The following is a 19,185-nucleotide window of genomic DNA, read 5'->3' on the forward strand; positions in this document are numbered from 1 at the left end:
CGGGTGCGGGCGGGGAGGGGCCTCAGACGCCTTCGCCGGGCCAGTACAGGCTCATCGGGTTGCCGACGAGGAGCCGGTGCTGCTGCTCGGGGGTGACCGCGATCCGCGGCACGTGGTCGACGAGGAGGCCGTCGTCGGGCATGTGGTCCGTGAGATTGGGGTGGGGCCAGTCCGTGCCCCACAGCACCCGGTCCCCGAACTCCTCGACCACGCGGCGGCCGAAGGGCACGACATCGGTGTAGGCGCGCCTCTCGCCGTCGAGGGCGGGAGGACCGGTCACGCTGAGGCGTTCGGGGCAGCTCACCTTCACCCAGACGTCGTTGGAGTCGACGAACCGGAGGAAGCGGGAGAACTGCGGGCCGTCCACCGGCAGGGTCACATCCGGCCGGCCCATGTGGTCGACCACGAGGGGAGCGGGCAGGGAGCCGAAGAAGCCACCCAGTTCGGGGAGATCGGCGCTCTCGAAGTAGAGCACGATGTGCCAGCCGAGCGGGGCGATCTTCTCGGCGATCGTGGTCAGGTCCTCCTTCGGAGAGGTGTTGACCAGACGCCGGAGGAAGTTGAAACGGACCCCGCGCACACCCGCCGAGTGCAGCTCGCGCAGTTCGGCGTCGGAGATGCCGGGCCGGACGGTCGCGATGCCGCGTGCCCGGTCACCGGCCGAGCGGACCGCGTCGGTCATGGCGGTGTTGTCCGCGCCGTGACAGGTGGCCTGCACGATGACGGCGCGGCTGATGCCCAGATGCTCGTGCAGCGCGGCGAGCTGACTCTTTCCGGCGTCGCAGGGCGTGTACTTGCGCTCGGGGGCGAAGGGGAACTCGTCCTGCGGCCCGAACACATGGCAGTGGGCGTCGACGGTGCCGGCCGGAAGCCGGAACGCCGGTACGGACGGATCCTGGTACCAGTCCAGCCAGCCGGGGGTCTTGGGGGAACGCACACTCATGGAATCTCCTGAAGGCACATGGGGGAAGGCGGGGCGTGGGCCCGCCTGCGTGTTCAGCGGCCCTGACGCTTCAGCAGGGCGTCCAGCCGCGGGTACACGGAGCGCGCGTTGTGTTCCTGTATGTCGGCCAGCCGGTCCGGGGAGAGCCCGGCGGCATCGGCGTAGCGGCGGGTGTCGTCGAAGTGATGGCCGGTCCGGGGGTCGATGTCACGGACGGCGCCGATCATCTCCGAGGCGAAGAGGATGTTCCGGGTGGGGACGACGTCGAAGAGGAGGTCCGATCCGGGCTGGTGGTAGACGCAGGTGTCGAAGAAGACGTTGCCCAGGACGTGCTCCTCCAGCGGCGGCTTCCCGAGCGCCATCGCCAGGCCGCGGAACCTGCCCCAGTGGTAGGGGACGGCGCCGCCGCCGTGGGGGATGATCAGCCGGAGCGTGGGGAAGTCCCTGAAGAGGTCGCCCTGCACGAGCTGCATGAACGCGGTGGTGTCGGCGTTCAGATAGTGCGCACCCGTCGTGTGGAACGCGGGATTCACGCTGGTGCTGACATGGACCATCGCCGGGACGTCGTACTCGGCCATCTTCTCGTACAGGGGGTACCAGGAGCGGTCGGTGAGCGGCGGGGAGGTCCAGTGACCACCGGACGGGTCCGGATTGAGGTTGAGCGCGACCGCGCCGTACTCCTCGACGCACCTGGTGAGTTCGGGAACGCAGGTCGCGGGATCGACGCCCGGGGACTGCGGAAGCATGGCGGCGGGGACGAAGCGTTCCGGGTACAGCCGGCTGACACGGAAGCACAGCTCGTTGCAGATGGCCGCCCACTCGGCGGAGGTGTCGAAATCGCCGATGTGATGCGCCATGAAGGACGCCCTGGGTGAGAAGACCGTCATGTCGATGCCGCGCTCGTCCATCAGCCGCAGCTGGTTCGACTCGATGGTCTCGCCCAGCTCGTCGTCGCTGATCCTCAGATCGGCCCTTCGCGGGGAGACGGACGGGTTCCCGAGCCCCTCGATCTGCTGATTCCGCCAGGCCTCCAGCGCGGGCGGGGCCGTCGTGTAGTGGCCGTGGCAGTCGATGATCATCGCTGTTCCTCTTCGAAGTGCCTGCGTGTGGTGCCGGCAGGTACGCCGCCGGAGGGCTCCTCGCCGACGCGTCCTGCCCGGTTGTTCACGCCACCGTAACCGTCGATGAAATTGTTGACAATATGCCTGACGAGAAAGTTTCAGGCATCATCACTGAGGTCCCCGCGTGCGCTGCGCGCGGCGGCGAGGATGTTCCGACGATGTACGGAAGGCGGAGGGGTGACGGCGAATCAGGTCACCGGCCGGACGGGCCGGAGTGCGGTCTCCAGCGGTATCCGGGAGGCGCTCGCGGCAGGCGACATGGTGCCAGGACAGCGCCTGGTCGAGCAGGAGTTGTCCGAGGTCTTCCGCGCGACGCGGAGCTCGGTGCGGGAGGCGCTGCAGGACCTGGCCGCCGAGGGCCTGGTGGAGCTGATCCCGCGGCGCGGGGCGCGGGTGCGGGTGATCTCCGTCGAGGAGGCGATCCAGATCACCGAGTGCCGGGCCCTGCTGGAGGGTCTGTGTGCCAGGCGGGCGGCGGAGTCCGCCTCGGACGAGGTGCGCCAGGAGCTGAAGGGCATCGGCTCGGCGATGGGCCGGGCCGTGGAGGACGGTGACCCGGACGCCTACTCGGTGCTGAACCGCAGGCTGCACGAGTGCATCGGCGAGGCCGGCGGCCAGAAGGTCGCCCAGGCCCTGCTCGAGCGGATGAACGGCCAGATGGTGCGCTACCAGTTCCGTCTCGCGCTGCGCCCCGGGCGTCCGGCGCAGTCGCTGCCACAGCACCTGGCGATCATCGACGCGGTCCTGGCCGGCGACCCGGAGGCGGCCGAGGCCGCCGCGCGGGCGCACGTCGAGAGTGTCATCGTGGCGCTGCGGGAGACCCCGGCACCGGTCCGCCTCGGCTGACCGGGCGGGGCCGGGCCCGCCCGGTCAGGCGGCGAGCAGGTCCAGGAACGCGGCGAGCTTGTTCCTCGTCCGCTCGATCTGCTGCTCGACGGTCAGCGACTCCTCGAAGCGCCCGCCGGGGGCCGGCGTCTTCCTGCCGCGTACGTACAGCGAGCAGTCGAGGTCGGTGCAGAGGTAGATGCCCACCGAATTGCCGTCCCTGCCCGCCTGTCCCCGCTTGCGGGCGGTCATCAGCGAGACCCCGCTGCCGGGGTGCGTGGTCAGGCAGACCGAACACATGCTGCGGTGCAGGAAACCGCGCTGCTGGGACGGGAAGCGGAGCGTGATGCCGGTGAGCTCGCCGCGGAGCTCGGTGACGATGTAGCTCCGGTCCGGAGCCGACAGGTCGCGCCAGCCGAGGAAGTCCAGCTCGTCCCAGCGGCGCTCGTCGAGGTCGCGGGGGAGCGGCAGGCGCTTCGCCTCCCCCTTGGAACAGTTGACGAACGACGCTCGGATGTCCTGCTCATTGACGGCTCTCATGGGCTCGACGCTAGCTCTGCCTATGAGCCCTAGGCAAATGTTTATCTGTACTAGGCCGGGTCCCGGGGTGATGAGACCAGCAGGTGATGGGCCGCCGGGTGCTCGATGGCCAGATCCGGGCGCCAGACGGCCAGGATCTGCGCCGACGGGTCGAACAGGGGGCCCGGCAGTTCCTCGGGGTCGGTCCACCGCCACTCGCTGACGAGATGCGGCTCGGTGACCTGCGGGACGGCCGAATCCACCCTCACCAGCGCGGCCATGCTGATCCTGTTGACGGCGCCCACCACGTCGTACACCATCGCGAAGACGCTGACGGCGTCCACGGGTACCCGCAGCCCCGTCTCCTCGCGCAGTTCGCGGGCGGCGGCCTCCGCGACCGACTCGTGGGTCGGATCGACCTTGCCGCCGGGCAGCTCCCAGGTGCCGCCGCGGTGCCTTCCCAGCAGGATCCTGCCGGCCCCGTCCTGCACGACGACGCCGACACCGAAGGCGGCCTGGGCGAGCGGAGGGCGGGAGTTCCGGGGCGGGACGTTCACGGAATCGGTGGTCATACGCTGCTCTGCCCCCAGCTGGTCGGCACGGGTGACGCGGTCCCCCTCATCCTCACACGGCGATCACGCCACCAGATTGAGTGTGGTGCCGGCGACACCGAGACGGACGGACTGACCCCATGTCAACTCCAGTGCGTCGGACTCCATCCCGTCGCCGAACACCACCATCCGGTCCGACTCGACGGTGAGCCTGAGGCCCTCCCCGCGCCCCAGCTCGCCCGCGGTCAACGAGGTGCCGGTGGCCGGCGAGGGCCAGGCCTCCCGCACGAACCACACCAGTCGCGGATCGGAGGGGGCCGGCAGCCGCAGGGGGCTGCCGCGCTCGAGCCAGAGCGAGCGCAGCCAGCCGGTGGAGCCGGTGCCGGTGCCCACCAGGACGCCCGACGACGCCTGTGACTCGACGGCGGACGGGGCGCCGTCGGGGCCGATGCGGTAGCGGGCGGTCTGATGGCCGGGCGGTCCGAGGTAGATCTCGTTGAGGGCGAGGAGCCGCTGGGTGTCGTCGGCGACGGCCTCGGTCATCGTGAGGGCGTCCACCCGTCCGCCGGGTGACGCGGCGGCCCGGCACAGTGCCGCCGTGTCCCGGGCCCGGTGGCGTACGAGAACTCCGGGGTTGCGGCCCGGGTCGGTGTCGATGCCCACCACGGGCTGCCCGGACAGGTACTTCGCGGCGTTGGCCACCAGGCCGTCCTGCCCGACCACGACGACCACGTCCTCGGGCCCGAACAGGAAACGGTCGAGGTCCGCCCGCTCCACCCGGGTCCGGCGCCAACGCAGCGGCAGGGCCGCCGCCACCTCGGTGAGTGCCCGCTCGTGGCGCCGGTGCCGCTCGGCCACCTCGTCGAGCGACCGGCCGCGCCCGGCGAGCACGAAAGCGGCCTGCCCGTGCGTCCCGTGCCGGGCCAGAAGCTCCTCGTACTCCGTCGTCCGGTGCACCAGCACCGCCCGTGGGGCCAGGCTCACGCCCGCGCCTCCGGCTCCGGCCGGCCGAGCCTGGCGAGCAGTCCGGTCAGGACGTCGGGGGAGAGGGTGAGGCTGTCGATGCGCGGGAGATTCTCGGCCAGCCGCGTCGCGGCCAGGGCGTGCAGCGTGCCGGGGTCGACGTCCGCGTGCGCCCGCAGCCAGGCGGCCTGCGCCTCGGCGCGTGCGGCCCCGACGTCGCGGGCGGCCTCCGCCTCGGCGCGGGCCAGGCGCACGGTGCGGGCGGCCTCCGCGGCCGTACGCACCCCGTCGGCCGCCGACTTCTCCTCGGCCTCCCGGCGGGCGTTGGTGCCGCGCTGGTCGACCAGCTGCTCCTCGCGGCGCGCGAGCTCGATCTTGCTGGCGAGCTCGTTCTCGGCGATGGTGCGCTCGCGCTCGACCGCGACCGCCCGGCGCTCGTACACCGACCGGTCCGCCTCCTGCTGGATCTGTTCCCTGGCCGGGGTGCGCAGGGCGCGTTCGACCTCCGCCTCGGGGCGGATGGCGACGACGCGTACGGCGACCACGTCGATGCCGGTGGCGGGCAGCCGGGGCTCGGCGGCCAGCCCGGTGGCGACCCGTTCCCGCACGGCGGCGACCCCGTCCACGAGGGCGGTGGCGAGAGGGGTGCGGGCCAGGACGTCCAGGGTGTGCTGCTGTGCCGTCTCGGTGAGCAGGGTGGCGATCTGCTCCAGGGGAGCGCCACGCCAGATCCCGGTGTCGGGGTCCACCGAGAAGTCGAGCCGGACGGCCGCCTCGGCGGGGTCGCTGATCCGGTAGGTGACCGTGGCCTGCACGGTGACGTCCTGGAAGTCGGCCGTACGGGCGTGGAACGCCATCGCCAGCTCACGGTCGTCGACCGGGACCTCGGAGAGCGCCGCGGAGAGCGAGCGGTACCAGAAACTCAGTCCGGGGCCGTCATGGGTGAGTCTGCCGCGCCTGTGGTGGCGGATGTGGGCGGTGGGCGCGGAGCGCAGGTGGCGCCAGCCGAAGCGCCGGGTGATGTCGGCCATCTCGGAACCCCCTCTTTCTCGTCATGAAGACGATAATGGGTTCCGAGGGATATCGTCAAGAGGACGAGAAGGGGAGGCGGGCATGAAAACGGCCGGCCGGTGGCCTCCTCGGAAGCCACCGGCCGGCCGGTTGTGCGCCGACCCCGTCCCCACGGTGCGGCGCGCGGGTGGACCGCCGTCATCCGCTCGGACGACGGTCCACGTTCATCAGGTCCCGCTTCCCTCGGGAGCGGGCGGGGAGGTGGGGAGTCCGAGTGCCGGTAGCACGGCGCACTCGATGAAGCGGGCGAGGAAGGAGGCGTCGTCCGCGTACCGCTCCTCCAGGAGTGGCCGGGCGCGCATGATGCCGAGCATCTGGGCGGCCACATACTCCGCGGCGGGGTTGTCGGCGTCGATCTCGCCGCGCCGGACGGCGCGTTCGACCATCGCGTCGAAAGCCGCGATGGCCGGCGAGATCAGTGTGGAACGCATCGCGCAGAGCAGGTCGGGGCTCTGGAGCGCCGCATGGCTGAGCGCGTGCATCAGTGCGGTGTCCTGGCCGGACGCCTCGTCCACCACTCGTGCCACTTCGTGCAGATCGCCGCTCAGGCTGCCGGTGTCGATGTCCGAGAACAAGGTTCTGCGGGTGCCGTGCAGTGCGGCGACGACCAGCTCCGGCTTGGAGCCCCACTGGCGGTAGAGCGTGGACTTCCCGCACCGGGTGCGCGAGGCGACGCCCTCCATGGTCAGTGAGTCGTACCCGCTCTCCCGGAGCAGGTCCAGCACGGCGGTGTAGAGCTCCTGTGCCCGTTCCGGTGTGATCTTCGACCGGCGTGACGCGGGTACGGACTCCTGTGCTGAACCGGGCGACGGCATCTGCTTCCCTCTCTGCGACTCTGCGGCTGGGGACCCTCGATACGCCAGTGTACCGATACGCGCGTGTACCGATACGCCGACGTATCGGTACACTGGCGTATCGATACGGCATGGACTGGCCATGCCGACGTCGCAACAGCGCACCGTCAGCAAAGGGGCACGGGTGATGCACACCCGCAGCGAGCCTGCGGAGCGGGAGCCGGACGCCTCAGCCCGACCGCCCCTCGTCCGCGAGCTGCTTCTGATAGCCGGACTCTTCCTCGTCTACAAACTCGGCCGTCAGGCCGCGAACGGCCATGTCGAGGAGGCCTTCCACAACGCCGGACACGTCTGGAGCTTCGAAAGGGCTCTCGGCCTTCCCGGCGAAGGGGCCGTTCAAGGCGCTCTGCTGCACAGCGACACGCTCGTCGAAGCGGCGAACACCTACTACGCGACCGTGCACTTCCCGGCCACGGTGGCGTTCCTGGTCTGGCTGTACTGGCGCCGCCCGCGCCACTACGTCTGGTCACGCCGCATCCTGGCCGCGCTCACCGGCGCCGCGCTCGCCCTGCACCTGCTCTTCCCGCTCGCCCCGCCGCGCATGCTGCACGCGGCCGGCCTCGTCGACACGGGGCAGGTCTACGGACCGACGGTGTACGGGGAGACGCCCTCGACCGACTCGATGGCCAACCAGTTCGCGGCCATGCCCTCACTGCACTTCGGCTGGGCCCTGGCGGTCGCCGTCGGACTGATCGTCGCCACACGCTCCCGGTGGAGCCTGCTGTGGCTGCTGCACCCCCTGCTCACCCTGTTCGTCGTCGTGGGCACCGCCAACCACTACTGGCTCGATGTGATCGTGGTCTCCGCCCTGCTCGCCGTCGCGTACGCCGCGCTCAGGCTGCCGCGCACACCGGTCCGCACGCACCTGCCGTGGCCGGCGGCCGTCCCGGCCCAGAACTACGCGTCCCCCGCGTACGCACGATCCGGAGCGCGTCGATGAACGCCACACTCATAGCCGTCGCGCTCTCCCTCGTGTCCGCCGGTGCCTACGCGGCCGCCGCGGTGGCCCAGGCCCGGCTGGCCGGGCGGACCGACCCCTCCGCCGGGGCGCTGCGCCTGATGGGCCGCGGGGCCTGGTGGTCGGCGGTCGGCCTGAACGCCGGCGGGGCGCTGCTGCACGTCGCCGCGCTGAAGTACGGACCGCTCACCCTGGTCCAGCCGCTCGGCGCGCTCACGCTCGTCGCCGCCGTCCCGCTCGGCGCCCGTTCCGCCGGCCGCCGGGTCAGTCGTACGGAATGGCGCGGCACGCTCCTCACGCTCGTCGGCCTCGCCGCGCTGCTCCTGGCCGCGGGCGGCGCCGCGCCGCACGAGACACTGAGCCTCCCCGAGGCGCTGGGCGTGGGGGCCGTCACCATGGCGCTCGTCGCCGCGCTCGGCCGCCCGGGCACCCGGCCCGGCCTCCGGCACGCCGCCGCCTCCGGCATCACCTCCGGGGTGGCCTCCGCCCTCACCCAGACCCTGACAGTCGCCGCGACCGATCACTCGGGCCCGCTGCTGAGCTGGCGGCTGGTGACCGTGGCGGTACTCGTCTCCTTCTTCGCCCTGGGCGGCCTGATGCTCTCCCAGACCGCCTACCGGGGCGGCCTCGGCGCCCCGCTCGCCGTGGTCACCCTCGCCAACCCGGTCGCCGCCGCCACGATCGGCCTGTTCCTCCTCGGCGAGCGCATCCAGGGCGGGGCGCTCGGCCTCGTCCCCGCGCTCATCGGCGCCCTGGCAGCAGTCCGGGGCGTGGTCCTGCTCAGCCGCGCACAGGCGGGGAGCACGGCCGGGAGCGCGCCCGCCCCGGCCGGGGCCGCTTCCGAGCCGGCGGTCACCGCGCCGGCCGTCACCGCGCCGCCGTCGAGGATCGTCATCACCAATACGTCCCTCACCGCCCCACGCCCCGCCGAGCCGTTCACGCTGCACCCGCAACCGGTCGGGAGCCCGGGCGGCCCCGGCTGAGCCGTCCCGACGGCCTACGGCCGGGCAGCCATCAGGGGCCGTCCAGCTCGTCGATCGCCCTGGTCAGCCAGCCCGTCCAGAACGTCTCCAGATCGATCCCCCCGCGCAGCACCAGACGGCGCAGCCGGTCCTCGTCCGCCGTCCGCTCCGGAGGGAAGTCCCGCTTCTCGATCTCCAGGTACTCCGCCAGCCGCTCCTGGTGCAGCACCAGGTGCCTGCGCAGCTCCCCGGTCAGTCCCGGGGCGCCGACCACGGCGGCCGCCCGCATCCTCAGCAGCAGGGGATCGCGCACCGGCCGCGGATCCTCGGCGAGCGACACCCAGGCCGTCAGCGCCTCGCGACCGGCGGGCAGCACCTCGTACTCCTTCTTCTGCCCACGCGCCGGCTGTGCGGCCGGCAGGACCCGGATGTGACCGGCCTGTTCCAGCTTTCCCAGCTCGCGGTAGATCTGCTGGTGCGTGGACGGCCAGAAGTAGCCGATCGACCGGTCGAACCTGCGGGTCAGTTCGAGACCGGACGACGGCTTCTCGAGCAGGGCCGTGAGGATCGCGTGCGGGAGTGACATGCAGTGCATCCTAGGGACGGCGGGAGCGGGTGATCACAGCTCCGCGGCGAGCTCGGTGCCCTGACGGATCGCACGCTTGGCGTCCAGTTCCGCGGCCACGTCGGCACCGCCGATCAGATGCGCCGGACGGCCCGCGGCGAGCAGCTCCTCGTACAGCTCACGCCGCGGTTCCTGACCCGCGCACAGCACCACGGTGTCGACCGGCAGCAGGTGCTGCTCGCCGTCCACGGTGAGGTGCAGGCCCTCGTCGTCGATCAGGTCGTACGACGCGCCCGCGATCATCGTGACACCGCGGTGGCGCAGCTCGGTCCGGTGGATCCAGCCGGTCGTCTTCCCGAGCCCGGCCCCGACCTTGCTCGCCTTGCGCTGGACCAGATGGACCGTGCGCGGGGACTTCGGGCGCTCCGGGGCCCGCAGCCCGCCCCGCTCCGCGTAGTCCGTGTCCACGCCCCACTGCCGGAAGAAGACCTCCGGGTCCAGGCTCGCCGCGTCGCCCCCGTCGGTCAGGAACTCGGCGACGTCGAAGCCGATCCCGCCCGCCCCGACGACCGCCACCCGGTCACCGACCTCCGCGCCGCCCTTCAGTACGTCCAGATAGCTCACCACGCTGGGGTGCCCGACGCCGGGGATCGCGGGGGTGCGGGGCTCGACCCCCGTGGCCAGGACGACCTCGTCGAAACCGGCGAGCGCGGCGGACGTGGCCCGGGTGCCGAGCCGGAGCTCGACTCCCTCCTCGGCGAGGCGCGTGCGGAAGTATCGCAGCGTCTCGTCGAACTCCTCCTTGCCGGGGACCCGGCGCGCGACGTTCAGCTGGCCACCGATCTCGTCGGCCGCGTCGAACAGGGTCACCGCGTGCCCGCGCTCGGAGGCCGTGACCGCGCAGGCCAGCCCGGCCGGCCCGGCGCCGACCACCGCGACGCGCTTACGCACCCGGGTCGGCGACAGCACCAGTTCGGTTTCGTGGCAGGCGCGCGGATTCACCAGACAGGAGGTGATCTGCAGGCTGAAGATGTGGTCCAGACAGGCCTGGTTGCAGCCGATGCAGGTGTTGATGGCGTCGGCGCGGCCCTCGGCCGCCTTGGCGACGAAGTCGGGGTCGGCGAGGAAGGGCCTCGCCATGGACACCATGTCCGCGCGGCCCGAGGCGAGGATCTCCTCGGCCAGCTCTGGGGTGTTGATGCGGTTGCTGGTCACCAGCGGCACGGAGACCGCGCCCCGCACCTTCTCCGTCACCCAGGTGAAGGCGCCGCGCGGCACGGAGGTCGCGATGGTCGGGATGCGGGCCTCGTGCCAGCCGATCCCGGTGTTGATGATGGTCGCCCCGGCCGCCTCGATCTCGCGGGCGAGACGGACGACCTCCTCCAGCGTGGAACCACCGGGGACCAGGTCCAACATGGACAGCCGGTAGATCAGGATGAAGTCGGGTCCGACCCGCTCACGGACGCGGCGCACGATCTCGACGGGGAAGCGGATGCGGTTCTCGTACGAGCCGCCCCATCGGTCCTCCCTGTGGTTCGTGGCCGCGACGATGAACTCGTTGATCAGATAACCCTCCGAGCCCATGATCTCGACGCCGTCGTAGCCCGCCCGGCGCGCGAGCTCCGCGGCCCGGACGAAGTCCTCGATGGTCTCCTCGACCTCGTCGTCGTCGAGCGCGTGCGGGGTGAACCCGCTGATCGGGGCCTTGAGCGCGCTCGGCGCCACCAGGTCGGGGTGATGGGCGTAGCGCCCGAAGTGCAGGATCTGCATCGCGATGCGGCCGCCCGCCGCGTGCACGGCCGCAGTGACCTCGGAGTGCTGCTCCGCCTCGGCCTCGGTGGTCATCTTGGCGCCGCCGGGGAAGGAGCACGCGCGCTCGCTGGGTGCGATCCCCCCGGTGACCATGAGGCCCACCCCGCCGCGTGCGCGCGCCGCGTAGAACGCGGCCATCCGCTCGAAGCCGCGCTCGACCTCCTCGAGACCGATGTGCATCGACCCCATCAGCACCCGGTTCGGGAGCGTGGTGAATCCGAGGTCGAGCGGGCTCAGCAGGGTGGGGTACGGGCTCATCCGGGTCTCCTCGCAGGTGTCGTCGAGCCAGTTCTAGACCACGCGTACGTCATTGTGCAACTAGTTGCACAATGACGTACGTCGCAGTCGCCGCAAGGCCCCGTCCACGGATGGCGTAACAGCATCGGACCCCGCGGCCCGCCCCGGACGAGAGTGGATCCGTACGGCTCATCGCCCCTGCTCCTCCTTGTCGACAGGAGACACCCCATGGCCTGTATCAACCGACGCGACGTCGGCCTCCTCGTACTCCGGGTCGGCACGGGAGCCGTCCTGGCCGCCCACGGGAGCCAGAAGCTGGGCGGGTGGTTCGGCGGCGGGGGCATCGAGGGGACCACCGCGGCGATGGAGGCCATGGGCTTCCACCCCCCGAAGCACAGCGCCCTGGCGGCCGGACTCGGTGAGGCCGGAGGCGGGGTCCTGCTGGCGCTCGGCCTCGCCACCCCCGCGGCGGGTGCCGCCGCGGCAGGCACGATGGCGGGCGCCGTCGCCGTGCACGCACCCGCGGGCTTCTTCGCCATGGGCGGCGGCTACGAGTACCCGGCGTTCCTCGGCTTCGTCGCCGCCGCGATCGGGGTGACGGGGGCCGGCCGCTACTCCCTGGACCATGCCACCGGGCACGTCCTCGACCGCCCGTGGGTCGTCGCCCTCGCGTTCGCCGGCAGCGCCCTGGGGGCTGCCGCCGTGGTCGGCCGCCGCGCCAAGGGGCAGGCAGCTCAGGGCGAGCCGGCGGACGAGGGCGCGTAGCTCTCCCGCATTGATCGTCGATTCAGGGGCATCCGGCAGTGCATGAAAGCGAACGCGCTGTCGATGAACGCACGCGGCAAGGCGAGAAGAGCCTCGCGCAGCCGGGCCATGGATGTGGGTGCCCGCGCCGGCTTCGTGGCGCGCGGGGTGATCTACCTCCTGGTGGGAGTCCTGGCCCTGCGCATCGCCTTCTCCGACGGAGGCGGAAAGCAGGCCGACCGCGGCGGAGCCATCGCGGAGATAGCCGAGAAGCCCTTCGGGAGCATCCTGCTCCTGGTACTCGGTGTGGCCCTGGCGGGAATGGCGGTGTGGCGGCTGTCCGAGGCGGCCTTCGGCCTTGCGGGCCCCGACGGCGGCAAGGCCAACAAGCGCGCCATGGCGGCCGCGCGCTTCGTCTTCTACGCCTTCGTGTCGTACTCCGTGCTCTCCTACGCGCTCGGCGACAAGAGCAGCGGCAGCGGATCGAGCGACCGTCAGACCGACGACGTCACGGCGCGGGCCCTCCAATGGACCGGCGGGCAGTGGATCGTGGGGATCGCGGGCGCCGTGGTGGTCGGAGCGGGTCTGTGGATGGCCTACCGCGCCCTCGCTCGCAAGTACCACAAGCACCTGAAGATGGGCGAGATGACCAAGAAGACCCGTCAGGCCGTCGACGTCGTGGGCGTCCTGGGCGGCACGGTCCGGGGTGCGGTCTTCGTCACAGCGGGCGGGTTCGCCGTAGCCGCCGCCGTCCAGCACGAACCGGGCCGCGCCAAGGGCATGGACGACACCCTGCGTTCCTTCACCGAGACGCCCGCCGGGCCCTGGCTGCTCGTCCTCATCGCCGTAGGCCTGGCCGCCTTCGGCCTCTTCTCCTGGGCCAACGCCCGCTGGCGCAAGATCTGAACGGGACGCGGCCCGGCCTCAGTCCAGCCCCCGTGCCTCCTTGAACCTGGCCAGTCCCTCCGTGAGCGTGACGACCGGCTCCGGGTAGTCGTAGCGCCCGCGCTCCTGCCCGGGGAGCTTCCACGGCTCGTGCACGGCGGGCCCGGGGATCCCCGCCAGCTCGGGCACCCAGCGGCGTACGTACGCACCGTCGGGGTCGTACCGTTTGGCCTGTGTCACCGGGTTGAGGACCCGGTTGGGCCGGCTGTCCGTGCCCGTGCCGGCCACCCACTGCCAGTTGAGCTGGTTGTTCGCGATGTCCCCGTCGACCAGCAGCTCCAGGAAGTGGCGCGCTCCGGCCCGCCAGTCCACGTACAGCGTCTTGGCGAGGAAGCTCGCTGTCAGAAGCCGCCCGCGGTTGTGCATCCAGCCCTCATGGAGGAGCTGGCGCATGGCGGCGTCCACCACCGGATAGCCCGTACGGCCCTCCTTCCAGGCGGCCGTGTCGTCCTGAGCCGCCCGTCCCGTCCGCCAACGGTCCTGCCGCGGACGGTAGTCGGCACGGGCGGCCGCCGGGCGGGCGGCCAGCACCTGCTGGTGGAAGTCCCGCCAGCACACCTGCCGTACGAAGGCATCCGCACCCGGTCCGCCCGCGGCGCGGGCGCGGTGGACCACCTCGGTGGGGGAGAGCGTGCCGAAGTGCAGGTGCGGCGAGAGCCGCGAGGTGGCGTCGCCCGCGAGGTCGTCGTGACGGTCCTCGTACGACGCGAGACCGTGACGGCGCCACGCGGCGAACAGCCCGCGTCCCTCGGCCTCGCCGCCCTCGGCCAGGCCCGGTGACAGCCCCCGCAGGCCGGAACGCGAGGGCAGCGCGGCGGACGCCGGATCTTCCGGCACGGCCACGGCGCCAGGCGCCCGGAACGGGGAGCGGAGCCCTTCCTCGGACCACCGCCGGAAGTACGGCGTGAAGACGGCGAAGTGATCCCTGCCCGCTCCGGAGGGAACCACCGCGCCGGGCGGGACGACGTTGACCGTCGCGTCGTGCACGCTCAGCCGGCAGCGTACGGAAGCGAGAGCCTCGCGCAGCCGTTCCTCCCGCTGCTGCGCGTAAGCGCTGACGCCCGCCGCCACGTGGACCGAGTCCGCCCCGGTCTCGGTGACGACTCTGCCGACCTCGTCGGCCACGTCCCCCTCGCGGACGACCAGGCGCCCGCCGCGCTCGCGGAGCCCGGCGTCCAGGTCCCGGAGGCAGTCGGCCAGGAACGCGCGCCGGTTCGGAGCGCCGAACCCGGCGGCCTCCACGCCCTCGTCGAGAACGAAGAGGGGCACCACCTCGTCGGCCGAAGCGAGCGCCGAGTGCAGCGGCGGATGGTCGTGCAGCCGCAGGTCGGAAGTGAACAGGACGATCGCCACGGTCATGCCCGGCCACCCGTTCCCCGGCCCGCCGCCTGTGCGATGTTGCGGGCCATCCCGCCGAAGACCACGGCGTGGAAAGGCGACACGCTCCACCAGTAGGCGTGGCCGAGCAGTCCGGAGGGGTGGAAGACGGCCCGTTGCCGGTAGTGCGACCGGCCGTCCTCGCCCTTCTCCGCGTACATCTCGAGCCAGGCCAGACCCGGCAGCCGCATCTCCGCGCGCAGCCGCAGCAGCCGGCCGGGCTCGATCTCCTCGACCCGCCAGAAGTCCAGCGAGTCCCCGACCCTCAGCCGTTGGGCGTCCCGCCTTCCCCGGCGCAGGCCCACCCCGCCCACCAGCCGGTCCAGCCAGCCCCTGACCGCCCAGGCCGGCGGGAACGAGTACCAGCCGTTCTCACCGCCGATCCCCTCGACGACCCGCCACAGGGCCTCGGGGGAGGCGTCCACATCGCGCTCGCGCACATCGGTGTAGAGACTCCCGCCCGCCCAGTCCGGGTCGGTGGGGAGCGGATCGCTGGGAATGCCCGGGGTGGACGCGGAGGACCACCGCGTCGTCACCCTCGCCTCGCGCACCCTCTGCAGCGCGAGCGAGAGGGCGGTGGCGAAGGAGAACGGCTGACCGGGGCCGTCCGGGACATGATCGGCGATGTCGTGCTCCTGGCACACGACTTCGTAGCGCAAGGACTCCGCGAGCGGGCGGGCGATCGACGCGGGCACAGGGGTGACCAGTCCGACCCAGTGGCTGGACAGGCCCGGTGAGAGCATCGGCACCGGCAGGATCAGCCGGTGGGGGAGCCCGGCGACCTGGGCGTACTTCTGCATCATGTCGCGGTACGTCATGACGTCGGGTCCGCCGATGTCGAAGGCGCGGTTCACGCCGGCGGGCATGTGCGCACTGCCCACGAGGTAACGCAGCACGTCCCGCACGGCGATGGGCTGGATCCGTGTCGACACCCAGCTGGGGGTGACCATGACCGGCAGCCGCTCGGTGAGGTAGCGCAGCATCTCGAAGGACGCCGAACCGGAACCGATGATGACCGCGGCGCGCAGCACGGTAGTCCGCACCCCCGAATCGAGCAGGATGCGCCCGACCTCGGCGCGCGAGCGCAGATGCGGGGACAGCTCCCGCAGGGGGACGTCAGGGGGTGTGAGCCCGCCCAGATAGACGATGCGCCGGACGCCGGCCGCTCTCGCCTGCTCGCCGAAGTTCCGTGCCGCGTCGCGGTCGGTCCTCTCGAAGCCCGGTCCGGCGGCCAGCGCGTGGACCAAGTAGTACGCGACGTCGATGTCGCGCATCGCGGCGCCCAGGGACTCCGCGTCGGTCACGTCCCCCTTGACCACCTCGGCCTCGCCCGCCCACGGGTGGTCCCGCAGCTTCTCCGGGGTCCGCGCCAGGCAGCGCACCCGGTGGCCGGCCTCCAGGAGCTCGGGTACGAGGCGGCCCCCGATGTAGCCCGTCGCTCCTGTCACCAGGCATCGCAGCCCGCCGCTGTCGTCCTTGCTCTCCATGGCGCCTCGCTCCGGCTCGGGTCTCCTCCGTCCACGGTCTCCCCATGGGGGCGATTCCGCTTGCGGACACGCCGAGGCCCGTCCCTCCCGGTGGCGGAGCGGCAGGGATCAGCGGGACCCGGGCTTCTCGGTGGCCGTCCCCCTGATGACGCGCGGGTCGTTCGCCCCGTCGGCCGGCGGGGCCGCCGGGACAGTCGGGGAGATGCCGTCGGACTTCAGGGCCCGGGCCTCGCTCTTGAGGATCCGGGCCGACTTGCCCAGGGAGCGGGCGAGTTCGGGGAGCTTCCTGGCACCGAATACCAGGATCGCGATGACGAGGAAGATCGCGGTCTCGCTGATTCCGAACATGACGGCTGTCTTCTCCCTGTGGGTGTGAGGAGCTCTCCCGGCGGCCCCGGACTCCCCGGCCCGCGGCGGCGCGCCAAATCTACAGCACTGTAGAAGTCCGTGGCAGGGCGTCTTCCGGACCGGGCGCCCGCTCCTGTCCGGCGATCGCGGTGTCGTCGTGCGCGCCTAGTATGGGGCGGTGGACAGTGCAGACGACCCTCGCGACGGATCGGGCGCGGATACGGCGGGGGTGTCGGATCTCCAGGCTCTCGCCGTGCAGTTGCGCCGGATGAACAGCGAGATCAACCGCCTGGTCCACGCCTTCGCCCACTCACAGGGCCTGCATGCCACGGACGTACAGGCGCTCGGCGCGATCCTCGACGCGGACACGCCGCTGACCCCGGGACGGCTGCGCGAGCACCTCGGCCTGACGTCCGGCGCGGTCACCGCGTGTCTGGACCGGCTGGAGCGGGCGGGTCACATCAGGCGCGCCCGCGAGAGCTCGGACCGCCGAGTCGTGCATCTCCATTACGAGCCCGGGGCCAAGGCGGCCGCGCGCTCGTTCTTCATGCCCCTCGCGGAGGCGGCGGCCGGCGCGCGTTCCACGTCCGCGCCCCAGGAGTTGGAGTCCGCGCTCCGCTTTCTCGGCCGGATGAACGGTGAACTCGCCCGCATGCAGGTTCCTCGGCGCTGAACCGCCATGCCGGTGGGAGGCTGGACCGTACGGCATGTAATCTCAATCATTGAGATACATCATGATTGAGAGATAGCGGCCGACCCAGGAGTGCCATGTCCACCGCATCGAGGCCGGTCCGCCGGCTGATTCTTGTCCCTGTGTTCCTCGTCCTCGCCTGGCTCGTCGTCGGCGGTGCCTTCGGCTCGTATGCCGGGAAGCTCGGGGAGGTGGCCACGAACGACCAGGCCGCGTTCCTGCCGCAGAGCGCGGAGTCCACGCGTGTCATCGAGGCCCAGAAGGCGTTCAGCAAGCAGGAGACCGTGCCCGCCGTCGTGGTCTGGACGTCGTCCGAGGAGGGTGAGGAGCTCGGTCCCGAGCAACAGAAGGCGGCCACGGCCGCCCTCGCCTCGGCGAAGGACGGTCCCGGAGCCGCCGGCCAGGTGAGCCCGGCGCTGCTGTCCAAGGACGGCAAGGCGCTGGAGGGCGTGGTCCAGCTGAGGCCGGATCTGGGGGACGAACTCCCGGACGCCCTCGCACACGTCCGGACCCTCGCGGAGGACGTCCCGGGAACGGTGGTCGGGCTCGCGGGCCCCGCGGCCTCCCAGGCCGATCTGTCCGACGCCTTCGCCGGAATCGACGGTCTGCTGCTGGGCGTCGCCCTGGTGACCGTGCTCGTCATCCTGCTTCTGGTCTACCGGAGCGTCCTGCTCCCTCTGATCATCATCATCGGCGCGGTCTTCGCGCTCGGAGTGGCCTGCGCGATCGTCTACGTACTGGCTGACCACGACATCGTCCGGGTCGACGGGCAGGTCCAGGGCATCCTGTCGATCCTGGTCATCGGAGCCGCCACCGACTACGCGCTGCTGCTCACCGCGCGGTTCCGTGAGGAGCTCGGACGGAAGCCCGACAAGTGGACCGCGATGCGCGCGGCACTGCGTGAATCCGCGGGGCCGATCACGGCCAGCGCCGCCACCGTGGCGCTGGGACTCCTCGCTCTCCTGCTCAGCGACCTGACCAACAACCGCGCCCTCGGGCCCGTGGGTGCCATCGGCATCGTGTGCTCCGTCCTGAGCGCTCTGACCTTCCTGCCCGCCGTCCTGGTCCTGCTGGGCCGGGCCGCGTACTGGCCGTCGGGCCCGAAGGAGGGCGGGGCCGAGGCCGATTCCGGCTCGAAGGGGATCTGGCCGAGGATCGCGGGGCTGGTCGACCGCTCCCCGCGCAAGGTGTGGGCCGTCACGCTGGTCGGCCTCCTTGCCTGCGCGGCCTTCATGCCCACGCTGAACTCCAAGGGGGTGCCCCTCGAGGAGATCTTCGTCAACGACGCCCCGTCCGTCGCCGCCCAGGAGACCCTGAGCCGCCACTTCCCCGGCGGGTCGGGCAACCCCGCCGTCGTGATCGCCTCAGCGGACCGGTCGAAGCAGGTCGTCGCGGCCGCCGAGGAAGTCCCCGGGGTCGCCGGCGTCTCCGTCATGACCGCCTCCGGACGTCCGGGCGGCGGGGAACCGCTCGTCGTGGACGGGCGGGTGCGCATCGACGCGACCCTCGCGGACACGGCGGACAGTGACGCCGCGAAGGAGACGATCACGCGGCTGCGCGACGCGGTCCACGCCGTGCCCGGCTCCGAGGCGCTGGTCGGTGGCTACACCGCACAGCAGTACGACACCCAGCGGACCGCCGAGCACGACCGGAACATCATCGTGCCCGTGGTGCTGGTCATCATCCTCGTCATCCTGATCGGCCTGCTCCGCTCGCTGCTGATGCCGCTGCTCCTCGTGGCCACCGTGGCGCTCAACTTCCTGGCCACGCTGGGCATCTCGTCGCTCGTCTTCCAGCATGTCTTCGGCTTCAGCGGCACCGACTCGTCCGTGCCGCTGTACGGATTCGTCTTCCTGGTCGCCCTCGGCGTGGACTACAACATCTTCCTGATGTCCCGCGTCCGCGAGGAGTCCCTGATCCATGGCACCCGGCAGGGTGTGCTGCGCGGGCTGACCACCACGGGCGGGGTCATCACCTCCGCCGGTGTCGTCCTGGCGGCCACCTTCGCGGCCCTGGGAGTCATCCCCCTGGCCTTCCTCGTCCAGATCGCGTTCATCGTCGCGTTCGGTGTCCTGCTGGACACCCTCGTCGTGCGCTCGCTCCTGGTCCCCGCGCTGGTGAGGGACATCGGGCCTGTCGCCTGGTGGCCGGGCGTGCTGAGCCGGAGCCGCGAGGAGGCGCCGGAGGGGGAGACGAAGACCCTGTCGTAGCG

At 71.8% G+C, this 19,185-nt stretch carries 19 protein-coding genes; 7 read left to right on the top strand and 12 right to left on the bottom strand.

All coding sequences use genetic code 11. The features are described 5' to 3' along the window. Positions 1-22: 22 nt before the first annotated feature. A complete protein-coding gene (locus OG379_RS34550; RefSeq protein ID WP_405667088.1) occupies positions 23-943 on the bottom strand; it encodes an amidohydrolase family protein in 921 nt (306 codons plus the stop codon). Positions 944-996: 53 nt separating this feature from the next. After that, positions 997-2,022: an amidohydrolase family protein gene (locus OG379_RS34555; RefSeq protein ID WP_405667089.1), complete on the bottom strand. Its 1,026-nt coding sequence runs from the start codon at positions 2,020-2,022 to the stop codon at positions 997-999. 189 nt (positions 2,023-2,211) lie between these two features. On the opposite strand from OG379_RS34555, the gene OG379_RS34560 reads away from it, so the two are divergent. Then, entirely contained in the window at positions 2,212-2,910 is a 699-nt protein-coding gene (locus tag OG379_RS34560) for a GntR family transcriptional regulator (RefSeq protein WP_405667091.1), read from the top strand. Between the two features lie 24 nt (positions 2,911-2,934). On the opposite strand, the gene OG379_RS34565 is transcribed toward OG379_RS34560, so the two are convergent. From OG379_RS34565 to OG379_RS34585, 5 genes are all read right to left on the bottom strand, one after another. Beyond that, complete coding sequence (locus tag OG379_RS34565) at positions 2,935-3,429, bottom strand: FBP domain-containing protein (protein WP_405667093.1); 495 nt, start codon at positions 3,427-3,429, stop codon at positions 2,935-2,937. Between the two features lie 50 nt (positions 3,430-3,479). Continuing rightward, positions 3,480-3,980 (bottom strand): NUDIX hydrolase, encoded by a 501-nt coding sequence (locus tag OG379_RS34570; protein ID WP_393762608.1) that lies wholly within the window; start codon positions 3,978-3,980, stop codon positions 3,480-3,482. A 63-nt stretch (positions 3,981-4,043) separates the two neighbouring features. Beyond that, on the bottom strand, positions 4,044-4,943 hold the full coding sequence (locus tag OG379_RS34575; RefSeq protein WP_405667094.1) for a hypothetical protein: 900 nt from the start codon (positions 4,941-4,943) through the stop codon (positions 4,044-4,046). Further along, positions 4,940-5,953, bottom strand: a complete 1,014-nt coding sequence (locus tag OG379_RS34580) for an SPFH domain-containing protein (protein WP_405667095.1) — start codon at positions 5,951-5,953, stop codon at positions 4,940-4,942. The genes OG379_RS34575 and OG379_RS34580 overlap by 4 nt, the downstream gene beginning before the upstream one ends. 207 nt (positions 5,954-6,160) lie before the next feature. After that, a complete protein-coding gene (locus OG379_RS34585) occupies positions 6,161-6,808 on the bottom strand; it encodes a TetR/AcrR family transcriptional regulator (protein ID WP_393762614.1) in 648 nt (215 codons plus the stop codon). Between the two features lie 166 nt (positions 6,809-6,974). Here OG379_RS34585 and OG379_RS34590 point away from each other — a divergent pair, with 166 nt between their 5' ends. Further along, positions 6,975-7,787 carry a phosphatase PAP2 family protein gene (locus OG379_RS34590; protein WP_405667096.1) on the top strand — a complete coding sequence of 271 codons (813 nt, stop codon included), beginning with the start codon at positions 6,975-6,977 and terminating at the stop codon, positions 7,785-7,787. Continuing rightward, positions 7,784-8,788 (top strand): DMT family transporter, encoded by a 1,005-nt coding sequence (locus tag OG379_RS34595; RefSeq protein WP_405667098.1) that lies wholly within the window; start codon positions 7,784-7,786, stop codon positions 8,786-8,788. Before OG379_RS34590 ends, OG379_RS34595 begins: the two co-directional genes overlap by 4 nt. Positions 8,789-8,819: 31 nt before the next feature. Here the strand turns inward: OG379_RS34595 and OG379_RS34600 are convergent, their stop codons facing one another. Next, positions 8,820-9,353: a PadR family transcriptional regulator gene (locus OG379_RS34600; protein WP_405667099.1), complete on the bottom strand. Its 534-nt coding sequence runs from the start codon at positions 9,351-9,353 to the stop codon at positions 8,820-8,822. A 33-nt stretch (positions 9,354-9,386) separates the two neighbouring features. Next, on the bottom strand, positions 9,387-11,402 hold the full coding sequence (locus OG379_RS34605) for an FAD-dependent oxidoreductase (RefSeq protein ID WP_405667100.1): 2,016 nt from the start codon (positions 11,400-11,402) through the stop codon (positions 9,387-9,389). 207 nt (positions 11,403-11,609) lie between these two features. Here OG379_RS34605 and OG379_RS34610 point away from each other — a divergent pair, with 207 nt between their 5' ends. Both OG379_RS34610 and OG379_RS34615 read left to right on the top strand, forming a co-directional pair. Continuing rightward, on the top strand, positions 11,610-12,146 hold the full coding sequence (locus tag OG379_RS34610; RefSeq protein WP_393762622.1) for a DoxX family protein: 537 nt from the start codon (positions 11,610-11,612) through the stop codon (positions 12,144-12,146). A gap of 42 nt (positions 12,147-12,188) precedes the next feature. Then, positions 12,189-13,031 (top strand): DUF1206 domain-containing protein, encoded by an 843-nt coding sequence (locus OG379_RS34615; RefSeq protein WP_405667102.1) that lies wholly within the window; start codon positions 12,189-12,191, stop codon positions 13,029-13,031. 18 nt (positions 13,032-13,049) lie between these two features. Here OG379_RS34615 and OG379_RS34620 read toward each other — a convergent pair whose 3' ends face one another. The 3 genes from OG379_RS34620 to OG379_RS34630 form a co-directional block, all read right to left on the bottom strand. Continuing rightward, positions 13,050-14,429 (bottom strand): cryptochrome/photolyase family protein, encoded by a 1,380-nt coding sequence (locus OG379_RS34620; RefSeq protein WP_405667103.1) that lies wholly within the window; start codon positions 14,427-14,429, stop codon positions 13,050-13,052. After that, positions 14,426-15,934, bottom strand: a complete 1,509-nt coding sequence (locus tag OG379_RS34625) for an SDR family oxidoreductase (protein ID WP_405667104.1) — start codon at positions 15,932-15,934, stop codon at positions 14,426-14,428. The genes OG379_RS34620 and OG379_RS34625 overlap by 4 nt, the downstream gene beginning before the upstream one ends. A gap of 108 nt (positions 15,935-16,042) precedes the next feature. Next, on the bottom strand, positions 16,043-16,282 hold the full coding sequence (locus tag OG379_RS34630) for a twin-arginine translocase TatA/TatE family subunit (protein WP_405667105.1): 240 nt from the start codon (positions 16,280-16,282) through the stop codon (positions 16,043-16,045). Between the two features lie 178 nt (positions 16,283-16,460). Here OG379_RS34630 and OG379_RS34635 point away from each other — a divergent pair, with 178 nt between their 5' ends. Next, positions 16,461-16,955, top strand: coding sequence for a MarR family winged helix-turn-helix transcriptional regulator (locus tag OG379_RS34635; protein ID WP_393762633.1), 495 nt, complete (start codon positions 16,461-16,463; stop codon positions 16,953-16,955). 95 nt (positions 16,956-17,050) lie between these two features. Then, on the top strand, positions 17,051-19,183 hold the full coding sequence (locus tag OG379_RS34640; protein ID WP_405667107.1) for an MMPL family transporter: 2,133 nt from the start codon (positions 17,051-17,053) through the stop codon (positions 19,181-19,183). Positions 19,184-19,185: the final 2 nt, after the last annotated feature.

Origin of the sequence: Streptomyces sp. NBC_01166 (assembly GCF_045039765.1) — a bacterium.
Taxonomy (GTDB): Bacteria; Actinomycetota; Actinomycetes; order Streptomycetales; family Streptomycetaceae; genus Streptomyces.